Source organism: Arthrobacter sp. MYb23 (assembly GCF_002979775.1).
GTDB lineage: Bacteria > Actinomycetota > Actinomycetes > Actinomycetales > Micrococcaceae > Arthrobacter.
In genome coordinates this window covers 20947-43844 of the sequence record NZ_PCPR01000019.1, presented here as the reverse complement: position 1 = coordinate 43844, position 22898 = coordinate 20947, and the positions used below count along the sequence as shown (strand labels likewise).

19 protein-coding genes, 2 tRNA genes and 1 riboswitch are annotated in these 22898 nt (G+C 59.9%); of the genes, 18 read left to right on the top strand and 3 right to left on the bottom strand.

Translation table 11 applies throughout. The features are described 5' to 3' along the window. The first annotated feature begins 185 nt into the window (after positions 1–185). Positions 186–284: riboswitch (TPP riboswitch) on the top strand. The 11 genes from CQ020_RS17495 to CQ020_RS17445 all read left to right on the top strand — a co-directional run bounded on the left by CQ020_RS17495 (position 275) and on the right by CQ020_RS17445 (position 10082). Then, positions 275–1810 carry a bifunctional hydroxymethylpyrimidine kinase/phosphomethylpyrimidine kinase gene (locus tag CQ020_RS17495; RefSeq protein ID WP_105693061.1) on the top strand — a complete coding sequence of 512 codons (1536 nt, stop codon included), beginning with the start codon at positions 275–277 and terminating at the stop codon, positions 1808–1810. (Overlaps the previous riboswitch by 10 nt.) A gap of 399 nt (positions 1811–2209) precedes the next feature. Beyond that, positions 2210–2518 (top strand): 50S ribosomal protein L21, encoded by a 309-nt coding sequence (rplU, locus tag CQ020_RS17490; RefSeq protein WP_024816904.1) that lies wholly within the window; start codon positions 2210–2212, stop codon positions 2516–2518. A gap of 62 nt (positions 2519–2580) precedes the next feature. Continuing rightward, entirely contained in the window at positions 2581–2844 is a 264-nt protein-coding gene (gene rpmA, locus CQ020_RS17485) for a 50S ribosomal protein L27 (protein ID WP_024816903.1), read from the top strand. Positions 2845–2996: 152 nt separating this feature from the next. After that, entirely contained in the window at positions 2997–4583 is a 1587-nt protein-coding gene (gene obgE, locus CQ020_RS17480) for a GTPase ObgE (RefSeq protein ID WP_105693010.1), read from the top strand. After that, positions 4573–5754 carry a glutamate 5-kinase gene (gene proB / locus CQ020_RS17475; protein ID WP_105693009.1) on the top strand — a complete coding sequence of 394 codons (1182 nt, stop codon included), beginning with the start codon at positions 4573–4575 and terminating at the stop codon, positions 5752–5754. Before obgE ends, proB begins: the two co-directional genes overlap by 11 nt. Continuing rightward, on the top strand, positions 5751–7115 hold the full coding sequence (locus CQ020_RS17470) for a glutamate-5-semialdehyde dehydrogenase (RefSeq protein WP_105693008.1): 1365 nt from the start codon (positions 5751–5753) through the stop codon (positions 7113–7115). Before proB ends, CQ020_RS17470 begins: the two co-directional genes overlap by 4 nt. Positions 7116–7198: 83 nt before the next feature. Next, positions 7199–7438, top strand: a complete 240-nt coding sequence (locus tag CQ020_RS17465; protein WP_017200576.1) for a hypothetical protein — start codon at positions 7199–7201, stop codon at positions 7436–7438. Positions 7439–7442: 4 nt separating this feature from the next. Continuing rightward, positions 7443–8114 carry a nicotinate-nucleotide adenylyltransferase gene (gene nadD, locus CQ020_RS17460; RefSeq protein WP_374955191.1) on the top strand — a complete coding sequence of 224 codons (672 nt, stop codon included), beginning with the start codon at positions 7443–7445 and terminating at the stop codon, positions 8112–8114. A gap of 7 nt (positions 8115–8121) precedes the next feature. Next, the gene (locus CQ020_RS17455; protein WP_105693006.1) at positions 8122–9408 is read left to right on the top strand and encodes a hypothetical protein; all 1287 of its coding nucleotides are present in this window, start codon (positions 8122–8124) and stop codon (positions 9406–9408) included. A gap of 77 nt (positions 9409–9485) precedes the next feature. Then, positions 9486–9890 (top strand): ribosome silencing factor, encoded by a 405-nt coding sequence (gene rsfS / locus CQ020_RS17450; protein ID WP_024816897.1) that lies wholly within the window; start codon positions 9486–9488, stop codon positions 9888–9890. A 116-nt stretch (positions 9891–10006) separates the two neighbouring features. Next, positions 10007–10082, top strand: a tRNA-Ala gene (locus CQ020_RS17445). Positions 10083–10163: 81 nt separating this feature from the next. On the opposite strand, the gene CQ020_RS17440 is transcribed toward CQ020_RS17445, so the two are convergent. Further along, entirely contained in the window at positions 10164–10754 is a 591-nt protein-coding gene (locus CQ020_RS17440; protein WP_105693005.1) for a ScbR family autoregulator-binding transcription factor, read from the bottom strand. A 387-nt stretch (positions 10755–11141) separates the two neighbouring features. On the opposite strand from CQ020_RS17440, the gene CQ020_RS17435 reads away from it, so the two are divergent. Next, positions 11142–11217, top strand: a tRNA-Ala gene (locus CQ020_RS17435). Between the two features lie 121 nt (positions 11218–11338). On the opposite strand, the gene CQ020_RS17430 is transcribed toward CQ020_RS17435, so the two are convergent. Next, entirely contained in the window at positions 11339–11752 is a 414-nt protein-coding gene (locus CQ020_RS17430; protein WP_105693004.1) for a hypothetical protein, read from the bottom strand. A gap of 449 nt (positions 11753–12201) precedes the next feature. Here CQ020_RS17430 and CQ020_RS17425 point away from each other — a divergent pair, with 449 nt between their 5' ends. Genes CQ020_RS17425 through CQ020_RS17410 form a run of 4 tightly spaced genes read left to right on the top strand, consistent with a single transcriptional unit; the run spans position 12202 to position 19078 of the window. Continuing rightward, positions 12202–13770 carry a type I restriction-modification system subunit M gene (locus tag CQ020_RS17425; RefSeq protein ID WP_105693003.1) on the top strand — a complete coding sequence of 523 codons (1569 nt, stop codon included), beginning with the start codon at positions 12202–12204 and terminating at the stop codon, positions 13768–13770. Next, positions 13767–14912, top strand: a complete 1146-nt coding sequence (locus CQ020_RS17420) for a restriction endonuclease subunit S (protein WP_105693002.1) — start codon at positions 13767–13769, stop codon at positions 14910–14912. Before CQ020_RS17425 ends, CQ020_RS17420 begins: the two co-directional genes overlap by 4 nt. Then, positions 14913–15980 carry an anticodon nuclease gene (locus CQ020_RS17415; protein WP_105714887.1) on the top strand — a complete coding sequence of 356 codons (1068 nt, stop codon included), beginning with the start codon at positions 14913–14915 and terminating at the stop codon, positions 15978–15980. Continuing rightward, entirely contained in the window at positions 15977–19078 is a 3102-nt protein-coding gene (locus CQ020_RS17410) for a type I restriction endonuclease subunit R (RefSeq protein WP_105693000.1), read from the top strand. Before CQ020_RS17415 ends, CQ020_RS17410 begins: the two co-directional genes overlap by 4 nt. 571 nt (positions 19079–19649) lie before the next feature. Here CQ020_RS17410 and CQ020_RS17400 read toward each other — a convergent pair. Beyond that, positions 19650–20027: a cupin domain-containing protein gene (locus CQ020_RS17400; RefSeq protein ID WP_105692998.1), complete on the bottom strand. Its 378-nt coding sequence runs from the start codon at positions 20025–20027 to the stop codon at positions 19650–19652. A gap of 199 nt (positions 20028–20226) precedes the next feature. Between CQ020_RS17400 and CQ020_RS17395 the strand changes: the two genes are divergently transcribed. Next, the gene (locus CQ020_RS17395; RefSeq protein ID WP_258142035.1) at positions 20227–21348 is read left to right on the top strand and encodes a methyltransferase; all 1122 of its coding nucleotides are present in this window, start codon (positions 20227–20229) and stop codon (positions 21346–21348) included. Positions 21349–21506: 158 nt separating this feature from the next. Next, the gene (locus CQ020_RS17390) at positions 21507–22757 is read left to right on the top strand and encodes an ROK family protein (RefSeq protein WP_105692996.1); all 1251 of its coding nucleotides are present in this window, start codon (positions 21507–21509) and stop codon (positions 22755–22757) included. Positions 22758–22898 lie beyond the last annotated feature (141 nt).

Sequence of the window (22898 nt, the reverse complement as noted above, 5' to 3'; positions counted from 1 at the left end):
AATCACAGCCAACAGCGGTTGAGAGGGCCCTGTACCAACTGCCTTTGGCGGTTGGTACAGGGCCCTTTTTGTGTCGTACGGGGCCCTTTGTATTTCCTTCAAATCACAGCTGGGGCGCGTCCAGAGTCATATCCGGGCTCCGGGGTGGTCCGGTTCCCACGCTCCTTGCTTCCCGGCTAGGCTTGGGGACTGACACGGGGTGCCGGGCGTTGGGCCAGGCTGAGATCCAGACCCGTTGAACCTGTCCGGTTAGCACCGGCGAAGGGATGTCCTCTTGACTGCATCAACATACTCAGCTGTGTACCCGTTGGACGCGTCCGCCGATCAGACGTCAGCACGGTCAATCCCACGTGTTCTGAGTATCGCCGGCTCGGATCCCTCAGGCGGTGCCGGAATTCAGGCGGACCTCAAGAGCATTGCAGCGCTGGGCGGGTACGGCATGGCTGCCATTACGGCTCTCACCGCTCAGAACACTGTGGGAGTCAGTGCCGTCCATGTCCCTCCCGCGCACTTCCTGCGTCAGCAACTGGAGGCTATCAGCGGTGACATCACCATTGATGCCGTCAAGATCGGAATGCTCGGCGATGCTGCGGTCATTGACCAGGTGCGGGCCTGGCTCGAACAGGTGCGCCCCGCCGTCGTGGTCCTTGACCCGGTGATGGTGGCCACCAGCGGTGACCGCCTGCTGCGGGAGTCCGCAGAGATGGCCCTGCGTTCCTTGCTGCCGCTGGCCGATCTCCTTACCCCCAACATTCCGGAGCTCGCCATGTTGCTGGGCGAGCCGGAGGCCGCAGACTGGGCTTCGGCGCTGGAACAAGGCAAGCGGCTCGCTGCGGAGTACGGAAACACGGTGCTGGTCAAAGGCGGCCATTTGCCGGGCTCGGAGTGCCCTGATGCCTTGGTGAACACCACCGGGCTGCTCTCGCGCGACGTGGTTGAGGTGGCAGGTCCCCGCGTGGCGACGATCAACAGCCACGGAACCGGTTGCTCTTTATCGTCCGCGTTGGCCACCGTCCAAGCCCGCACGGGTAACTGGGAAGCTTCACTGCGGGAGGTAAAACCTTGGCTGCTGGGGGCGTTGACAACCTCAGAAGACCTTCAGGTTGGGCAGGGCAACGGGCCGGTGAATCACTTCCACAGCCTGCAGCGGGCATCAGCGCCGGGCGCCTTTGCAGCGACGATGTGGAAGGCGGCCGTTCCGGAACTCGAATCCATCTACGGGCTTCCGTTTATTGAACAACTCCAATCCGGCGCACTTCCCGAACGTGATTTCAATTACTACCTCGCCCAGGATGCGATCTACCTTAACGGCTACTCCAGGGTCCTGGCGCGTGCGGGCGCCCTTGCCCCCACGGAAGAAGAACAGCTGTTCTGGGCCAAGGCATCACAGCAGTGCCTGGAGGTTGAATCGGAGTTGCACAGGAACTGGCTCAGCACCCGCGAGGCGCCCACGGGAACCGGGCCGGTCACCAAGTCCTACGTGGACCATTTGCTGGCAACGTCTGCTTCCGGCAGTTACGCCGTGGTCCTTGCGGCGATCCTGCCTTGTTACTGGTTGTACGCGGAGGTGGGTCAGCAGCTCCATGCTGCCTACCTGGATGCCGGCGCCCCCGCAGATCATTCATATGCGGACTGGCTGAAGACCTACGCCGACGAGGACTTCGCAGCGGCAACGCGGAAAGCGATCAATCTCACTGATGCTGCGGCCCTCGCGGCTTCTGGTGCGGAGAGGGGCGCCATGCTGGAGGCCTTCACCCAGTCGTGCCGCTACGAGACCGCGTTCTTTGATGCGCCCAGGCTGTTTGCCTGAGCCGTCCCAAGGCCCCGCTTCAGCAGGTTTCCCAAGGCTTATGCAGGCCAATTGCAGGGACACGTCCGCGCGTCGCTGGCAGAATCGCGTTAATCTCGCATAAACCCTGTAGGCTGTATGGGCACGGTGCCGGGAGAGTCCGTTACAAATGGTGACGCAAGTCACGAGGTAGCCTCCGGACCCGGCCTCATTTGCAGCTGAAGGTCAAACTAGCGTAATCTTGATCTTCGGTGCTTACGCCAACACTTGGGTTATGCCCCTTGGAATTGTTCATGGGATGACTCGCGGACTTCGATCAGAAGTCCACGGCGTTGAGGCACAGCGCGAACCAGGCCCGATTCCGGTTCAAGGTTCCGCACGCAAATTTTGTAATAAACGTCGAGAGAAGTGAGTACCCAAGTGGTGTACGCGATTGTCCGCGCAGGCGGCCGCCAAGAAAAAGTTTCCGTTGGAGACTACGTAACGCTGAACCGCGTCCCCGGTGGAGCCGGTAGCACGCTTGAGCTGCCCGCATTGCTCCTGGTTGATGGCGAGAAGGTCACCTCCGCAGCAGCGGAACTGGCCAACGTCAAGGTCACGGCTGAGATCCTCGAGGACCTCCGTGGTCCGAAGATCGTCATCCAGAAGTTCAAGAACAAGACCGGCTACCGGAAGCGTCAGGGTCACCGTCAGGAACTGACCAAGATCAAGATCACCAGCATCGCGTAACTTTCGTTACCCGCTGTTCAGGTTTTTCAGTTTCCCCAGAAATTTAGAGGCAGGCATTTCACATGGCACACAAAAAAGGCGCGAGTTCCACTCGCAACGGTCGTGACTCCAACGCTCAGTACCTGGGCGTCAAGCGTTTCGGTGGTCAGGTAGTTTCCGCTGGCGAGATCATCGTTCGCCAGCGTGGAACCCACTTCCACCCGGGTGCAGGCGTCGGTCGCGGTGGCGACGACACCCTGTTCGCACTGCAGGCCGGTTCGGTTGAGTTTGGTACTCGCCGCGGCCGTCGCGTAGTGAACATTGTTGCTGCTGCAGCTGCAGAGTAACAACAAGTTCTGAACCGGTGGAGCGGGCCAAACGGCCCGCTCCACCGTTCTTTTAACCGCATTACAATCGACTAGGGCGCTTTAGCGCACTGGTTTTTGCAACAGCTGGCAACAGCAACAAACGCTGTAAGACAGCAACTGAGGAGATCCACGTGGCGAGCTTTGTAGACCGGGTAGTCCTGCACGTATCCGGCGGAACCGGCGGCCACGGCTGTGTCTCTGTCAAGCGGGAAAAGTTCAAGCCGCTCGGTGGCCCTGACGGTGGCAACGGTGGCAATGGCGGCGACGTCATTCTCCGGGTGTCTGCCCAGACCACAACTTTGCTCGATTACCACCACGCCCCCCACCGCCACGCCACCAACGGCGGCCCCGGCATGGGTGACTGGCGTGGCGGCAAAAACGGTGAAACCCTGATTCTTCCTGTGCCCGACGGCACGGTGGTCAAGACCAAGGACGGCGAAGTCCTGGCTGACCTCGTTGGCGAGGGCACTGAGTACATTGCAGCCGCCGGAGGCCAGGGCGGCCTGGGCAACGCGTCGCTGTCATCGCAAAAGCGCCGGGCCCCGGGATTTGCGCTGCTGGGCATCGAAGGTGAATCCAGTGACGTCGTCCTGGAACTGAAGTCCATCGCAGATATCGCCCTGGTTGGCTTCCCCTCCGCCGGTAAGTCGAGCCTGATTGCAGCCATGTCTGCTGCCCGGCCCAAGATTGCCGACTACCCCTTCACTACTCTCGTTCCCAACCTTGGCGTGGTGCAGGCAGGCGAGGTCCGCTTCACTATTGCTGATGTTCCCGGCCTGATTGAAGGTGCCAGCGAGGGTAAGGGCCTGGGCCATAACTTCCTGCGCCACGTGGAGCGGTGTGCCGCACTGGTGCACGTCCTCGATTGCGGAACCCTTGAATCAGACCGCGATCCTCTCTCCGACCTCGCCATCATTGAGGCCGAACTTGAGAAGTACGCGGTGGACATGAGCTACGCCGGCGTTGACGGTGAAGTGGTGCCCCTTAACGAGCGTCCCAAGCTGGTGGTTCTCAACAAGGTGGATCTTCCCGACGGCAAGGACATGGCCGAGTTTGTCCGCCCGGACCTCGAAGCCCGCGGTTACCGTGTTTTCGAAGTATCGGCAACAAGCCACGAAGGTTTGCGCCAGCTCGGCTTCGCCATGGCCGAAATCGTCAAGGCAGCACGTGATGCCGTTCAGACAGCCCCGCCCAAGGTGGCTCCTCCTGTTCTGCGTCCGCGCGCTGTCAACGAGTCCGGCTTCAAGATCCGCCGCGAGGAGAAGAACCTCGAGCCGCTGTTCCGCGTCTTGGGCGAGAAGCCCGTGCGCTGGGTCAAGCAGACCGACTTCACCAACGAGGAAGCCATTGGCTACCTTGCCGACCGTCTTGCAAAGCTTGGCGTTGAAACTGAGCTCTTCAAGGTTGGTGCCAAGCCCGGCGACACCGTGGTCATTGGTGAAGACGACGGCGTGGTGTTCGATTGGGAGCCCACCATGATGGCCGGCGCCGAACTCCTTGCAACGCCCCGCGGTACCGACATCCGCGTTGCGGATATCGGCGACCGTCCCACGCGTTCACAGAAGCGCGATGAGCAGATCGAACGCCGTGACGCCAAAGCTGCTGCTAGGGCCGAGCTTGAGGCTGAGCGCAAGGCAGGTATTTGGACTGAGTCTGTCAGTGGCCGCCGTGCCCAGGCAGTGAAGGAAAGCCACCTGGATTCCGGTGATGACGACTAGGACCGTCGACGCTCCGGACACAGCTGACGGCCTGGAACGCCAGGCCCTTGCCACCGCCAAGCGGATTGTTGTCAAAGTGGGGTCATCCTCGCTGACCAGCATCAAGGGAGGCATCTCCGAAAAGTCCCTCACCGGGCTGGTCAATGCCCTCGCCGAAAAGCGCAACGCAGGTACTGAGATCATCCTGGTTTCCTCAGGTGCCATCGCCGCGGGTCTTGCGCCCCTGGGCCTGGCCAAACGGCCCAAGGACCTCGCCACGCAGCAGGCTGCTGCGAGTGTTGGGCAAGGGCTCCTGATGGCACGGTACACGCAGGCCTTCAATGCTCACGGTGTAACAGTGAGCCAGGTTCTGTTGACGGCCGATGACCTCATGCGCCGAACGCAACACACGAATGCCTTCCGGGCATTGGACAGGTTGTTGAACCTCGGCGTGGTGCCGGTAGTCAATGAGAACGACACCGTGGCCACGCATGAAATCCGCTTCGGAGACAACGATCGTCTGGCAGCCTTGGTGGCGCACTTGGTTCGCGCTGATGCGCTGGTGCTCCTTTCCGACGTCGACGCCCTGTACGACGGACCTCCCGCCCAGGGCGCCCAACGGATTCCGCTGGTCCGTGGTCCGCAGGACCTCGAGGACGTGACCATTGGCAAGGCGGGTAAGGCCGGCGTAGGAACCGGCGGCATGATGACCAAAGTGGAAGCAGCCTCCATTGCTGCCGGTTCGGGCATCCATGCGCTTGTCACGTCCACGGCCAATGCTGCATCGGCCCTGGCGGGAGAGGACGTGGGAACCTGGTTCGCCGTGAACGGCAACCGCAAGCCCGTCCGCCTCCTGTGGCTGGCGCACCTGGCCACGGTTCACGGACGGTTGATGCTCGACGACGGCGCGGTGAAAGCCGTGCGCGACAGGCACAGATCGCTTCTTCCTGCAGGCATAACAGAGATCAGTGGTGACTTTGAAGCCGGGGATCCCGTGGAGATGATTGCCCACGACGGGACGGTGCTGGCACGCGGCCTGGTGAACTACTCTTCGGAAGAACTCCCGCGCATGTTGGGACGTACAACCCAGGAACTCGGCCAGGCCATGGGCCGTGGCTATGACCGCGAAGTTGTTCATGTTGACGATCTGGTGCTCCTGAGGGCGTCACGCTCATCTAAACTTGGAGCATGACTGAAGCTCTGACCCCTGACGCCCCTGTGATCTCCGACGTTTCCGGTACTCCCGGCCAGACGCCGGAGAACCCTGCGGCAGGTGGCGTGCCGTTGTCACCAGAAGATGTCCAAGCTGCCGTCCACGCCATCGCCGACCGCTCCCGTAAGGCCGCCCGACGCATGGGACAGGCCAACCGTGCATGGAAGGATCGTGCGCTGCGTGCCATCGGAACTGCCTTGGTGGAGAACCGGAAGCATGTGCTGGACGCCAACTCCAAAGACGTGGCCCTGGGCCGCGCCAACGGAACGTCAGCGGCACTTCTGGACCGTTTGACCTTGACCCCTGCCCGCATTGACGGCTTGGTGGCTGCCCTGGAAAACCTGGCCGGACTGCCCGATCCCGTGGGCAATGTGGTCCGGGGCCAGACACTTCCCAACGGACTGCGTTTGCGCCAGGTGAACGTCCCCATGGGTGTTGTAGCCGCCATTTATGAGGCCCGCCCTAACGTCACGGTGGATATTGCCGGCTTGGCACTGAAGAGCGGAAATGCAGTAATCCTTCGTGGAGGTTCCGCCGCGGCCAACACCAACGAGGCACTGGTCCGGATCCTTCGCGAAGCCTTGGATTCTGTGGGCCTGCCCGCCGACGCGGTGCAGACAGTGGACCAGTACGGCCGCGAAGGGGCCAATGTGCTGATGCGCGCCCGTGGTCGGGTGGACGTCCTCATTCCCCGTGGCGGGCGTGATCTCATCCAGACTGTGGTCACCAACTCGGCCGTTCCCGTCATTGAAACCGGCGAAGGCAACGTCCATATCTTCATCGACGAGTCAGCGAACGAAGAAATGGCTGTGGAGATTCTCCTCAATGCAAAGACGCAGCGTCCCAGCGTCTGCAATACCGTGGAAACCCTGCTGGTGCATTCCGGCTCCACGGTGCTGCCTGCCGTTGCCAAAGCACTGCGTTCCGCCGGTGTCACACTTCACGTGGATGAGAGGATCGCCGCTTCCTTGGGCAGGGACATTGAGACCGTTCCCGCCGACGATGACGACTGGGCCACCGAATACATGGACCTCGATCTCGCCGTTGCCATGGTGGACAGCCTGGACGAGGCAGTCAACCACATCCGCACCTGGACCACCGGCCACACGGAAGCAATCCTCACGAACAACCTGGCCAACGCCGAGAAGTTCATAGCGGACATAGATTCAGCGGCTGTGATCGTCAATGCCTCCACCCGGTTCACTGATGGCGGTGAGCTTGGGCTCGGAGCCGAAGTGGGCATTTCCACCCAAAAACTGCACGCCAGGGGTCCCATGGGCCTCACGGAGTTGACCACCACCAAGTGGATCGTCCAGGGTGAGGGCCAGATCCGCGCCTAGCAACGCGGTAACATAGAACAGAAGTCCGGAACGGTGGGGAGTCCCGCCGTCGAAAATCCTTTGAGAACCAACTAGGGGAGAAGATGCTGTTTCAGCAGATCGCCACGTCCATTGCCGCCCAAACTGAAGGCGGCCACGAGGAACTCGCTCCGCTGTGGGCCGAGCCGTGGGTCTTTGGCGTCGTGATGTTCGCCCTGATGCTGGTTCTCTTGTTCGTTACCCTTTCCTACACCAACTTGGGCAACCGCCACGAGGCTGTGGAAGAGCACGCCGATCCGCACCGCCAGCACCCGAACAAGCACACCCACGGCCAAGGCCACTAACATTATCGCCGCAACACCGCGCGGGGAGGCGGGGCGCAGGCTCCGGCTGGGCGTGATGGGTGGAACGTTTGATCCCATCCATCACGGCCACCTTGTTGCTGCCAGTGAAGTGGCAGCAAAGTTCGGCCTGGATGAAGTGGTCTTCGTTCCCACGGGCCAGCCATGGCAGAAGTCACACAAGCTTGTCAGCAGGCCTGAGCACCGCTACCTGATGACGGTCATCGCCACAGCGTCGAACCCCAGGTTCACAGTAAGCCGGGTGGATGTTGATCGTCCGGGGCCGACCTTTACCATTGACACCCTTCGCGATCTCCGTGCCGAGCGTCCCGACGCCGACCTTTTCTTCATCACGGGCGCAGATGCTTTGGCTCAGATCCTTTCGTGGAAAGACGTTGACGAGTTGTGGTCATTGGCCCACTTCGTCGGCGTCACCCGTCCCGGGCATGAATTGCACGACATGGGCCGGGATGACGTCAGCCTGTTGGAAGTTCCGGCCATGGCGATCTCCTCCACGGATTGCAGGACCCGCGTGGGCGCTGGAAATCCCGTCTGGTACCTGGTACCAGACGGAGTGGTGCAGTACATCGCGAAGTATGGACTGTACGCGGCGCCCGAGAATGCAGCGGATCTGACACCCGCACTGTCCGGATCAGACGACCAAGCACGTACTGAATGAGTTTTGAATGAGCAGCCAGGACCAGCGACCCATCCGCAGCAGGCGTGAGCTTCGGCGTGCCCGGGAAGAGCACCCCGAGGCACAGCCCTTGGACACCCCCGCGGCTGCGGAAGCAGAGAACCTTCCTCACAGCGAGCGTCCCAACGGCCGCAATCGCCGTGCCGCCGATGTTCCCGTGGACGCCGTGGGACCGGCAGCTCAGGAACGGTCCTCCCAAATCCGCGCCCGCGATCGTGCAGCTCTGCGCACCATCAAGGAACTGGCCGACAAAGAGGAGCAGCTCTCCGGCGGGGGACCCCCCACGCGTCGCCAGTTGCGGCTCCAGCAACTTCAGGCCGAAGTCGCTACCTCCATGAACCCCATTGTTCCCGGGCCCGTGGCTACAGGTCCCGCGCCCAGCTCTGCCGAGGACGCGCCTGCAAAGGACACGTCTGCAAAGGACACGGCTCTGTCGGAGGCAGCCAAAAAGTCTTCAAAGCCTGAGGCAGCCAACAAGCCGTCCGCTGAGAAGTCTGCCGGTGCTCCTTTTCCCGCCACGGATCGCGCTGGCAGCAGCATTGCCCCAGCGGAGTCCGAGATGTCTGTGGAGCAGGCTCTTGCAGTTCGGCAATTGATCGCCGCCCAGGTGGAAAATCAGACGGCCAAGCTGGAACATATAGCCGAGCAGGATCCCTTGGCTGTGGATCCTGAAGTTCTGGCTCAGCAGATTGCCCTTGCGGAACGTGCGGCAGTCCTTAACAAACGTGCTGCTGCCAAACAGAAGCTTGCTGAGAAGACCCAGGCAGATTCTGGAAAGAGCTCATCGGATTCCGGTAAGAACGCTCCGGCTTCGGGAGGGAACGGCAAGTCGCCGGCGGCAGATGCCGGTCCGTCCACCGCTAACAACCTCGCGATGGTGACTCCGTTGGAGTTCGTCAAGATGCCGGGGATTGAACGTCCCGTCATGAAGCGCCCCAGCACGACGTTTGTCCCGCTGGTTACGTCAGCCGGGCCTGAAGTTGGTGCGGGGCAAGCTCAGGCGAAAAAGTCGGGCCCACGAGGCAGGGCGGGCGTTCTTGCCCGTGCAGAAGCGGTAGCGAAGTCTGCCCGGAAACGTCCTGAGCCTGCGGCGGAGGCGTCCGGAGAAGCGCAGCGCCCACCGGTTTCCGCCAGCGCAGCGTATGGCCTTGACCCTTTGGACGCCAACACTGCGGGCCTGGCCCGCGCGCAACGTAACAGGTTGCTGCAGTTCGGCGTCCTGGCGTTGGGCATCGTGGCCCTCGTCGTCGGCATCATGATGATCACCAGCGGCTAATTCCGCTGAACACTAAATATCGCTGTACAAATGGCTTACGCCAAACACAGGCCACTGGCCACAACAAGGAGTACCCCGTGTCTGCACATGAACAATCCATTACCCTCGCCCGTCACGCCGCGCGTGCTGCGGCAGAGAAGCTTGCCGAGGACATTGTCGCCTTGGACGTCAGCGAGCGTTTGGCGCTCACTGACGTCTTCCTGATTGCATCGGCTCCCACCGAACGTCAGGTCAACGCCATTGTTGACGGTATTGAGGAAGAACTGATGAAGCAGGACCTTCGTCCTGTGCGCCGCGAGGGCCGCTCGGAAGGCCGCTGGGTCCTCTTGGACTACGCGGACATCGTGATCCATGTCCAGCACTCGGAGGATCGCGTGTTCTACGCCCTGGAGCGGCTCTGGAAGGATTGCCCTGTGGTGGACCTCGAACTGGGCGATGACGCTTCTGCCAAGGCTGTTTCCGTGGAGGATTCAGAGCACTAGGAACAGCATCCAGCAGAAGTATGTCCGATTTGGAATTTTCGGAAATGCTGTTCTAAGATATTTGAGTTGCTTCGGCGCGGGTAGCCGAAAAGCTGAACGCGAAGCAGCAAGAATATGGGGCTGTGGCGCAGCTGGTAGCGCACCTGCATGGCATGCAGGGGGTCAGGGGTTCGAGTCCCCTCAGCTCCACCAACGAGGTCCTGTCTTCTTCATGAATCCCATGGAGAGGGCAGGGCCTTTTTCATGCCGGAGTGTCTCTCCGCGGGACTCTGGCTAGCTGCTCGTCGTGGGGCGCAACGCAGGCAGCATGAAGTCCCACATCTGTTCGATCCTTAGCAGGACGTCTTCACGTGATGTAAGGACCTCGGAAACCATCTGAACTCCGGTGAAGGCCGCAACCAGGTATCTCGCGAAAGCTGCGGCGTCCAGGTCGGCACGGACGAAGCCGTCCGTGGCTGCCTGCCGCAGCAGTTGCTCTGCTGTATTGATCCAGTCCTGGTAGGGGCCTGAGACGTCGGCGTCGAAGGCGGAGGCTTCAAAAGTGAGCCGTATGCCTCCCTGGACCACGGGTTCGTCCAGGAGCTGTTGGCCGAACATCCTGCAAAGTCCTATGAGCCTGTCCAGGGCGGGTGCGTCTGAAGCTACTATGGCAGACCCCGCTGCCAGGACGATTGCGTGCTGCTCCTCGATCACTGCTAACGCCAGCTCCCGCTTTGAGGTGAAGTGGAAGTAGAGCGCACCCTTCGTCACCCCTGCACGCTTGGTGATGTCGGTCAGGCTGGCATTCCCGTAGCCGATCTCGGCGAATACCCGGGCAGCTCCTTCGATGACGGAAAGCCGGGTGTCTTTCGCACGTTGTTGCATCGGGAGTGGGTGGCCTCTCAGGTGGGTCAGGAGACGGAGGGTGGGGCCGCCCGTCGAGACTCCACAACGCTATCATCGGTGGCCGTGGAGGGTGCAGTGTGTTAAACCGACTGAACGGTTTGGTTTTAATTCAAAGAGATTCTAGACTTCAGGGGGAGTCGCGGCGCATCAGTGGCGACCCCGGCGCAGCTGGTTTGGGGGGAGGTGCGGTGGAGGAATCCGTCGCACCTCGGCCGCGTCTGTCGCCAGCAGGGCAGCCGGGCGGGGTGACGCAGCTCATGTTCCGACGATTTCGCTTCTCACATGATTGTGGTTAGTATTGACGAGTTGCTTCGACGGGAAGAGAAATCAAACCCGCGTGCAGGCAATGGTTTTCCAGTAACATCCGGGGCTGTGGCGCAGCTGGTAGCGCACCTGCATGGCATGCAGGGGGTCAGGGGTTCGAGTCCCCTCAGCTCCACCATGATGCTCTTACTCGGACCCTCGACAAGAGCAATGAGATTATCGGACAGTATGTCCTGGAAGAGCCCGCCGGCTTCGGCGGGCTCTTTCGTTTGCCCCGTACTGACTGGGATGGTGGCGCGCTAACTGCGTCGTGCCTCGTGGACAAGCGCTCGGCTGTCTGGGCCGTAGACGATTTCGAATGGTGCCTTGTAGGTCGCATCAATCTGCCGGCTGCCGTCGTTGTCGGTTGTGACGAGGAGTTTTTCGAAGAGGAGCTGGTTGAACATGCGTCGGATATGTTCGGGGGCTTGACGGTAAGTGGTGCCTGCGTGCTGGGCAATGTCGAGCGCGATTGTAATGAGCTCGTCGGCCTCGGTAAGGTCGGCATTGATGGTGTTGAGACTGCGGGTCGTGGCGGTGCGAAGTTGCTTCAGCCCGTGCCGGAGGACTGTTTCGAGCTCACGGCGGGAGTCGGGTGCGAGACTGATGCGGTCGTAGAGATCCTGAATGAGGTTTTCGGCTTGCTCGATCTGGATGGAGCGATTCCGCATCATCCCACCCGAGGACGGCCACGAGCCAGAACGGATGATTCTTGGCAGCCGGGCGCTGCATCAACGGGCGCTACTTTTCACCACCCGCGTCGGATTTATCGGCGAGCTCCCCGCCAGTATCTGGAAGTTCGAGGGAGCAAGCCCCTTCGCCCGGCTACACGCCGCCAACGAGTGCAGTCGCGTCCAGCTCAATTCCCGCGGCACCGCGACCCTCACCCTACGCCACGTTCACGGCGGACTCTGGGGTGGCGAGGTTTTCTCGAAAACCGTCGAACATGAGATAATCACTGATAGATCGCAGCGCCCGGTTGACGCGACACATGCTCCCGGCTGCATCCATGTTCCTACTCATGCCGCGCGTGGCAACCGACTGATGTCTGTGCCTGCCGCTAGGTTGAGATTATCCCGCACCCAAAAACTAAAGACGCGCCTCGGCGCAGGAGACGAACCACATGGCACCGACCACCAAAGAAGGACAGCGCGCCGAACTGCACAAAACGATCTGGCGCATCGCGAACGACCTTCGCGGATCCGTTGACGGCTGGGACTTTAAGTCCTACGTGCTTGGCATGCTGTTTTACCGGTTCATCTCCGAAAACCTCACCGCCTACATCAATAAGAGCGAACACGAAGCAGGCGAGAAAAACTTCGACTACGCCCGGCTCGGGGACTCCCAGGCAGAGTTCGGACGCAAGGAAACCGTGGAGGAAAAGGGTTTCTACATCCTGCCATCCGAGCTGTTTCAGAACGTCCGCACGCAGGCAGCCAACGACGCGAACCTCAACGAAACCCTCGCCCGGGTGTTTAAGAACATTGAAGGCTCCGCGATTGGCACCGATGCCGAGGATGATCTCAAGGGTCTGTTTGATGATCTTGATGTAAACAGCTCGAAGCTTGGAGGTACGGTAGCTAAGCGCAACGAGAAGCTTGTGAAGCTGCTCGACGCGATCGGTGACCTGCCGCTGGGAAACTTCGAGGATAATTCGATCGACCTGTTCGGTGATGCTTACGAGTACCTCATGCAGATGTATGCCTCAAGTGCCGGTAAGTCCGGTGGTGAGTATTACACGCCGCAGGAGGTCTCCGAGCTTCTCGCTCGCATCACCGTGGTTGGCAAGACTCAGGTGAACAAGGTCTACGACCCGGCGGTCGGCTCTGGTTCGTTGCTGCTGAAGTTCGAGAAGGTACTCGGCAAAGGTGGCGTGCGTCAGGGCTACTTTGGCCAGGAGATCAACCTGACCACGTACAACCTCGCTCGCATCAACATGTTCCTGCACGACGTGAACTACGAAAAGTTCAACCTAGCCCACGGCGACACCCTCACCGATCCCGCCCACTGGGACGACGAACCGTTCGAAGCGATCGTCTCTAACCCGCCCTACTCGATCAAGTGGGACGGTGACGCGAACCCACTGCTGATCAACGATCCACGATTCGCTCCAGCCGGTGTGCTCGCACCGAAATCGAAGGCCGACCTTGCCTTCACAATGCACATCCTGAGCTGGCTCGCCGTCAATGGCACGGCGGCGATCGTCGAGTTCCCTGGCGTGCTCTACAGAGGTGGCGCGGAACGCAAGATCCGGCAGTACCTCATCGACAACAACTTCGTTGATGCCGTGATCCAGCTCCCACCGGACCTGTTCTTCGGCACCACGATTGCGACCTGCATCATCGTGCTCAAGATGTCGAAAACCGACAACTCCGTGCTCTTTATTGACGCATCTGCCGAGTTCACACGTGTTGGCAACAAAAACAAGCTCACCGACACCCACCGACAGCACGTCCTCGACACCTTCATTACCCGAGAGAGCGTTGATCACGTCGCGACGCTTGTGTCGAACGAACGCATCGCGGCCAATGACTACAACATCGCCGTGTCCTCCTACGTCGAGCAAGAAGACACCCGCGAGGTCGTCGACATCACGGTACTCAACGCTGAGATCGCGCACATCGTCGCCCGCCAGCAGGAACTCCGAACCTCCATCGACGAGATCGTTGCTGACCTGGAGGGTACGAGGTGAGCAGCATTGACGATCTGATCGCAGAGCTTGCGCCGGAGGGTGTGGAGTCAAAAACACTGGGCGAAGTGCTGCGTATCAAGAATGGCAAGGACCATAAGTCGCTTGGGGACGGTGATATCCCTGTCTATGGAAGTGGCGGGATCATGCGCTACGTCGACGCTGCTGCAGCCGAAGGGCCGTCCGTGCTCATTCCCCGTAAGGGCTCTCTTGGCAACATATTCTATGTCGAGGGGCCGTTCTGGGTGGTTGATACGATTTTCCGAACCGAGATCGATACCTCTCAAATTGAGCCGAAGTTTGTGTACCACCAGTTGCTCACGATGAAGCTCGGTGAGATGAACCAGGCGGGTGGGGTCCCGAGCCAAACGCAGACCGTCCTGAATTCATTGCGAATCCCCGTGCCGCCTCTAGAGGTGCAGCGAGAGATCGTGCGAGTGTTGGATCAGTTCACTCAGCTGGAAGCGGAGCTGGAAGCGGAGCTGGAAGCCCGACGACGCCAGTACGAGCACTACCGAACAGAGTTGCTCGCTGACGCAGCAGCGCTTGGTCGGCTAGTTGAGCTAGGTGAGCTTGGTCGAATCGTAACCGGGCGAACACCCAAGTCCTCCGACTCTTCCGCGTGGGGGGACCACCTTGATTTCGTTACTCCGTCCGACATCAAGAACGGGATGAAACGGATTCATAGCCCTGCACGTCAACTTTCGATTTCGGGTGCAGAAGCACTTTCGAAAGCTATCGTTCCTGAAGGTTCATTGCTGGTTACCTGTATCGGTGCCGATATGGGCAAGACAGTTCTTAACGCAAATGCGTGTGCAACAAACCAGCAGATTAACTCTCTTACTCCCAACTCCGGAATCGCTACAGATTTCGTGTTCCACGTTCTCACCTCAATGCGTGACGAGATTCGTGCGCAGGGAGAGCGGGCTGGTGGAACAATGCCCATCATCAACAAGAGCGACTTCTCAAAGATCCGAATTGCACTTCCGCCACTTGAAGAGCAGCAGCGGGTTGCCAGAATCCTTGATCAATTTGATGCGCTCGTCAATGATCTCAGTGTTGGTCTCCCTGCTGAGCTTACCGCGCGTCGTAAGCAGTACGAGTACTACCGCGACAAGCTGCTGAGCTTCAGGGAGGCCGATTAGATGACGAGCCACCATGAAACAATGGCGAGCTTGGCGGACGAGGTGTTACAGAGCCTTGCCGATTCGCGTAGCGCCCTCATTTATGCCCCGAACACAATCGGTAAGACTCGGCTGGCTCAGCACCTTAAGGAGCGTGATCCGGAGGGCGTAGTCCTCTATAACTCCTTTGTTGAGGACGTATTCACCTGGGATAACCAGCGAGTCGTGCTCAAGATGAATCTGGAGTCAGAGCTACTGGAAACTATCGTGACGCAAGGTCTTGACAGTGCGATCATCGATAGTTTCCAAGCCTTCACGAGCGGCAGAATTGAACCAAGGCTTGACTTCGAGAGCGGCGAGATTAGCTTTGGCATACACAAGGGTGATGACAGTTCGACCGACGGTATCAAGATATCGAGAGCCGAGGAGAGTATATTTGTTTGGAGTGTCTATTATTCTGTTTTGAGCGAAGCAATTGAGACGCTTTGTGATAGCCCTGATCTGCGTTCAACATCTGACTATGACCAGCTAACGCTTGCGGTCATAGACGACCCGGTGTCATCCATGGACGATGTGCGCATCGTGTCAGTGGCGCTCGCTTTGGCGGAGCTTATAAAGCGAGCATCGGAACTGCGCCTGAGATTCGTCATCGCAACCCACCACGCCCTCTTCTTCAACGTTCTGTTCAACTCGCTACGTCGAAAAAAGAACCAAGCGTACGTTCTTAAGCATGAACTAGTTGCGGGATGGTCACTGAAGAAGCAATCGAATGACTCTCCTTTCAGTTACCACCTGGGGATCGTTGAAGATCTTCAATCGGCAATCTCTGCGAATGCGATTGAGCGAGGTCACTTCAATCAGTTCCGAGCTCTTCTCGAGAAAACGGCCAACTTCCTCGGGCACCCGGGAGGTTGGGGCGACCTGCTGACCGGACCTGATGCGGTCCTGTTGACGAAGGTCCTCAATCTGTATAGCCATGATCGTTTCTCAGATCTGGACAGTTCCGAGGTGGCCGAAGAATACAAAGACGCTCTAAAGAGTGAGTTTCAGGAGTTCCTAAAAGCGTTCAGGTGGGAGGCTGCGTCGTGAGCGACCTGACTCCGCGGACGTACGATCCGATCGCTGTCTCGTCTGAGAGCACGGTTGTTGCTGAGTACATCCCTGACGCGGCGGTCGCTGGCTCGTATCAGTCCGAGGCGGAACTTGAGCGTGAGTTGATCAGGCTGCTTGAGTCGCAAGCGTATGAGTACTTGCCCATCACGTCGGAGGCGCAGCTCGTTGCAAACCTCCGCACTCAGCTCGAAGCACTGAATGGAGTTATCTTCTCAGATGCGGAGTGGGGCCAGTTCTTCTCGGAGCGAATTGCTAGCGCGAACGATGGCATCGTGGAGAAGACGGTGCGGGTCCAGGAGGATCATGTTCAGCTGCTGAAGCGTGACGACGGTTCGATTAAGAACATCCTGCTGATCGACAAGCAGAACATTCACAACAATCGCTTGCAGGTGATCAACCAGTACGAGATTGGCCAGGGCGATGGCGGCTCTGCCCGATCGAATCGCTACGACGTGACGGTGCTGGTCAACGGGTTGCCGATGGTGCACGTTGAGCTGAAGCGCCGTGGCGTTGATATTCGTGAGGCGTTCAACCAGATCGACCGGTATCAGCGGGACAGTTTCTGGGCGGGGTCTGGACTGTTCGAGTACGTGCAGCTGTTCGTGATCTCGAATGGCACGTTGACGAAGTACTACTCGAACACCGCTCGTCGCCAGCACCTCAGCGAGGCCGCTGGGTCGAAGCGGGTGCGGAAGACGTCGAACAGTTTCGAGTTCACGTCGTGGTGGGCGGATGCGCAGAACAAGCCGATTCAGGATCTGCCAGCGTTTGCGAAGACGTTCTTCGCGAAGCATGCGTTGTTGAACATCCTGACGAAGTACTGCGTGCTCACGGCCGACCGGTTGCTGTTGGTGATGCGGCCCTACCAGATCGTGGCTACCGAGCGGATACTGCAGCGGGTCAACATATCGACAAACTACAAGCAGCTCGGCACGGTGGCTGCGGGTGGGTATGTGTGGCACACGACCGGGTCGGGCAAGACACTGACCTCGTTCAAGGCAGCGCAGCTCGCGTCGAAGCTTCCGAGCGTAGACAAGGTGCTGTTTGTTGTAGACCGCAAGGATCTCGACTACCAGACGATGCGTGAGTACGACCGGTTCGAGAAAGGTGCGGCGAACTCCAACACTTCGACGGCCGTGCTGAAGAAGCAGCTCGAGAATCCGGGTGCGCGGATTATCATCACGACGATCCAGAAGCTATCGACGTTCATCGGGGCGAACAAGGGTCACCCGATCTACGACGGGCACGTCGTGATCATCTTCGATGAGTGCCACCGTTCGCAGTTCGGTGACATGCACACGGCGATCACGAAGGCGTTCAAGCGGTACAACCTATTCGGGTTCACCGGCACCCCGATTTTCTCCGCTAACTCCGGCAGTGGCGGGAACCCGCAGCTGAAGACCACGGAGCAGGCGTTCGGGGAGAAGCTGCACACGTACACGATCGTGGATGCGATCACCGACAAGAACGTGCTCCCCTTCCGGATCGACTACGTCAACACGGTCAAGGTCGGCACCGTCATCGACAAGCAGGTCTCTGCGATCGATACCGAGAAGGCGCTGCTTGCCACGGAACGAATCAGCCAGATTGTTTCGTACACGCTGGAGCATTTTGATCAGAAGACGAAACGCTCGTCGATGTTTGAGCACTCCGTCGTCACGAACGTGGCCGAGTCCACACGCACACGGCGGCAGGCGGAGGCCGTACGAGAGCGGAAGCGGGTGCGTGGTTTCAACGCGATCTTCGCGACCGCCTCGATCGATGCCGCTCGCCGCTACTACAACCACTTCCAGATGCAGCAAGAACAGCTGCCACCGGATCGCCGGTTGAAGATCGGCCTCATCTATTCCTATGGCGCGAACTACGCCACCGATGACGGCATCCTTGATGACGAGGCATTCGACACCGACGCTCTGTCGACCGACGCCCGGAGCTTCCTTGAGGACGCTATCCAGGACTACAACGACATCTTCGGCACCAGCTACGACACGAGCGCCGACCGGTTCCAGAACTACTACAAAGACCTCTCGCAGCGGTTGAAGAACCGGGATCTCGATCTGGTCATCGTCGTGAACATGTTCCTCACCGGCTTCGATGCCACGACTCTCAATACGCTGTTCGTCGACAAGAACCTGCGTGCCCACGGGCTGATTCAGGCGTACTCGCGCACGAACCGCATCCTGAACTCGGTGAAGACGTACGGCAACATCGTCAGCTTCCGCGACCTTGAAGGGCAGACCAACGATGCCATCGCACTGTTCGGGAACAAGGATGCGCGCGGTGTCGTGCTCCTGAAGCCCTACGCCGAGTACTACAACGACTACGCGGAGAAGACCGCGGAGCTTTTGAGTGCTTTCCCGCTCGGCAAACCGATCGTCGGGGAATCAGCACAGAAGCAGTTCATTCAACTGTTCGGCGCGATCCTGCGCCTGCAAAATATCCTCACCTCCTTTGACGACTTCGTCGGCAACGAGATCCTCACGGAGCGACAGAGCCAGGACTACCGCAGCGTCTATCTCGACTTGTATGCGGAGTTCCGCAAAGACAAGGATGCAGATAAGGAGCGGATCAACGAGGACATCGTCTTCGAGATCGAGCTGATCAAGCAGGTCGAGATCAACGTCGACTACATCCTCATGCTCGTCCAGAAGTACCGCGACGAACGAGGAGACGGCGACGACAAAGAGATCCGCGCTGAGATCTCCCGCGCGATCGACGCCAGCCCGACACTGCGAAACAAGAAGGACCTCGTCGAAGACTTCGTCGACTCCCTCTCTGCCGATGGTGAGATCGATCAGGAATGGCGCGCGTTCATCACCGCCAAGCGCGAGGCTGAACTCGAGACGATCATCGCCGACGAGAACCTCCGACCCGACGAGACACACGCCTTCGTCGAGACCGCGTTCCGCGACGGCCAGATCCGCACCAGCGGCACCGCGATCACCAAGGTGCTGCCACCCGTCTCACGCTTCTCCGCCGACGGCGGCCACGGCGAGAAGAAGCAACGCGTGATCCAGAAACTCGGAGCGTTCTTTGAGCGGTTCTTCGGGCTGAGTTCTAGAGGTGACGAGTAGCCATGAGCCGAATGCGAATGCGGCTGAGGGTTGCGGTGCAGGTCTTGTGGCTTATCGTGCTCGTTCTGGTCAATGCCCTGCCCCGATCGCTGACCTGGGACTTCTGGACCGTCCTCACCGCCGTTGGCGCCGTGCGCACTGGGCGAGCACGGTGCTGGCGTTCATGGCGAACTGCTCACCGATCCTTGCTAGCGACGGCCCAGATTCATAGAGGCGAACCATCTCGTCGATCTGTTCAGCGGTCGGCGAAGTGCGTCGGAGGGCGACGCCTTGCCGCTTCAGGGCACCGCTAATCGTCACGCGATGACAGCCGTACTCGGCGGCGAGCTCGTAGACCGTCTTCCCTGCTTCATAAGCTGTCGCTCTGGCCGACTTTCTCGGCCGATAGTCGTGGCTGCATCTTGCGCGTGCTGCCTTGGATCGCCTGCGGCCGAGACTGCGAGCGATCTGTCGAAAGGTGCCGGTGGGCCGTACGCAGTTCGTTTGCATGCCAGGAGAACAGTCCCACTTCGGTTGAAAGACCCCGCTCATTGAGCGGGGTCTTTTTCATGTCGTTCTTGAGCAACCGGGACTATTCGCTGGGGCGGGCGAAGTCAGCTCCGCTGACAAACTCGACGCCTTGGAACGGTTGGTCACCCACCACGTGGGCGTTGTGCCCCGGCGGAATGCTGTAGGAATCACCGGCTGAAATGTTGATCTTGCCGCCGTCGTTGGTTTCCACTTCCAAATTGCCGGAAACGCAGAATCCGACGTGGCTCAACTCACAGGAGTCGGTTCCAACTACAGGTTTGATGCAGTCGGCCCAAGTCCAGCCTGGTGCAAAGGTCATTCGGCCGATTGTGTATTCCCCCACGGTGACGAGGTCCAGCACCGTCTTATCGGGGCGCCTCGTTTCGTCGGGAGAGTTGTGGGACTTTACTTCCAGGTTCGTGACAACATTGACACTCATGGCTTCTCACAGGGGGATGGGAGCCCAAAAACAGGTGGATCCCGGTGCCTGGCTCCAAGGGCCGCCGTGACCTATGCCTGCCGCCGTCGGAGTCCGAGGGCATGGCGGGTGTTTGCGTCGTGCAAGCACTAGGTTCCTCCCAAGGCAGCCTAAAGTCGAGACAATTAAGCATGAAAGCGAGAACCGCACCGTGACGGCAATGGATGTTGAAGCGCTCTTGAAGGGGTTGAGCAGGCTTCCTGACGTCGAGGCGGACAATCTGCAGGCCTTTGATGCCACAGACAGTCTTCTGCTGGAGGCGGCTGTAGATCTGCTGGGCCCTGATTCCAAGGTGGTTGTCCTTGGAGACCGCTACGGCGCCCTGACCTTGGGCGCTTTGGTTGGGCTCGGCGTCGGGCATGTACGCGTGAATCAGGACCTTTTCACTGGAAGGCTTGCGCTGAAACGCAATGCCGCAGCAGCCGGTGTGGAGGGTCGCTTCACTGAGCACGAACTGGACCGGGAGTTGCTGCACGACGCCGGCGTGGTGCTTTTGCAGTTGCCTAAGTCGCTGGCTGAGTTGGAGGAAATCGCCGACGCCGTTGCCAGATTTGCCGCCCCGCATGCAGTCCTGCTCGCCGGAGGTCGCGTCAAGCACATGTCCCTTGGCATGAACGCGGTCCTGGAACGGTACTTCTCATCCGTCCAACCGCAACTTGCCCGCCGTAAATCCCGGATCCTGGTGGCACGGGATCCCAAAACAACCCTGGGTGAACGCCCCTTTCCGGTGGTGGAGGCCCTGCCTGAACTGGGGATTACCGTGTGTGCGCATGGTGCTGCTTTTTCCGGCGCCCGCCTGGATATTGGTACGCGGTATTTGCTGACGTTCATGGACCGTATGCCTTCCGCCCGGCAGGCTGTGGACCTGGGGTGCGGTACCGGCATTCTCGCCACCATGTATGCGCTTCGCCACCCGGATGCCCGCGTGCTCGCCACCGACCAGTCGGCGGCGGCAGTTGCTTCTGCCAAGGCCACGGCAGCTGCAAACGGTCTGGGGGAGCGGCTGGCAGTGGTCCACGATGACGCAATGTCCACCCTTGAATCCGGCAGTGTCGACCTCATCCTTCTGAACCCGCCGTTCCACCTGGGCGCCAGTGTTCACACCGGCGCTGCGCTGAAGATGTTTCAGGCTGCCGCCCGGGTTCTGGCCCCCGGTGGAGAGCTGTGGACTGTCTACAACAGCCACTTGCAGTACCGGGCCGCCCTTGAACGGCACATCGGGCCGACGGTGGAGGAAGGCCGCAATCCAAAATTCACGGTAACCCGCAGCCGAAAGTCCTAAGCCGCGCCACTGAGCCTGGAATTCATGGATTCAGCGGCATCGTTACCAACCCCTGATGCCGGTGTCAGCGTGTGCTCATACCCGTAACGGCGGCGGTATCGTACGATTCAGACAACGACCAACTTCGACGAAGTTCATCCCAATGACGAGGGGCATCAGTGACTGAGATCCGGCAGCCGACACCGAGGCGCGGAACCAACCTTCCCCGCATGGGGGACTTCAATTTGACCGTCATTCTGGAGGCGATCCGCCGCTCATCTGGTGGACTCAGCCGCGTTGAGTTGGCTCAGATCGTGGGACTTTCCCCGCAGACGATTTCAAATATTTCCAGGCGTCTCCTGGACCAGGCGTTGATCGTGGAGGCCGGCAAGGAAGGTTCAGGGCCGGGCAAGCCCAGGACTATCCTGCGGCTGAACCCGGCAGGCATGTACGCTGTGGGCGTTCACCTGGACCCGGCTGTCATCACCTTTGTAGTTCTGGACTTGCTGGGTGACGTCGTGAAGCATTCCCGGATGGCCACCCCCGGCGGCGACCCGGCCGACGTGATCACCAGCATCGCTGAACAGATCAATGTCCTCATCGAGGAATCCGGCATCGATGCCTCCAAGATCGCTGGACTGGGCGTCGCGGTCCCCGGCCCGATCGACCTCGACGAAGGTTCTGTGGTGGAGCCGCCACTCCTGACGCGCTGGAACCGTGTGCGCATCAGGGAGGCCCTGGCCGAGGCCACAGGTATGGAAACGTTGGTGGACAAGGATGTGACGAGTGCCGCTGTTGCGGAAACATGGGCTGGCGGCGCCAGTGGTGCCGGCAGCTTCGTGTTCATGTACATGGGAACCGGCATTGGTTGCGGCATTGTCCTCAACGACGAAGTAGTGCGCGGCACTTCGGGCAACGCCGGCGAAATCGGCCACATCGTGGTGGACCCTGGCGGTCCGCAGTGTGATTGTGGATTGCGTGGCTGCGTGAAGTCTTCCTGCATTCCGCAGGTGCTGGTGGCGGAGGCCGAAGCCGCTGGGGTGCTCGACGGTCACCGGTCAGGGGCGGACGGCCCCGAAGTCCAGGAGCGCTATGCCCAGTTGTGTGATGCAGCAGATGCTGGTGACGTCAGGGCCATTGCAATCCTGGACAAGTCCGCAACCTTGGTGGCGCGTGCTGTTTCCATAGTGACCAACACCTTGGACGTGGAGCGCGTCGTCTTCGGGGGTCCGTTCTGGGGGCGCATGTCACCGTACTTCATGGAACGCGTTCCTCAATTGCTGGACAAAAACAACGCAGCCCGCATGATCCACGATCTCGAAGTTGTGGGTTCCGGTGTAGGTGAAGACGTTGGAGCCATTGGTGCCGCCTGCTTGGTTTTGGAGCACATGCTGGCACCCAGGGCGCAAAGGCTCCTGCTGGAAGGGTAGTTCCAAGCAGGACAACTGAATATCCACAAGGCTCGGCCACGTCGCAGGCGTGTCGCGGTGAAGCATGGGGGCTGAAGCCACGTTCGACTGAATGGAGCAACATGCGCCGCCCAGTGATTAAAGTGCCAGTGATTAAAACGC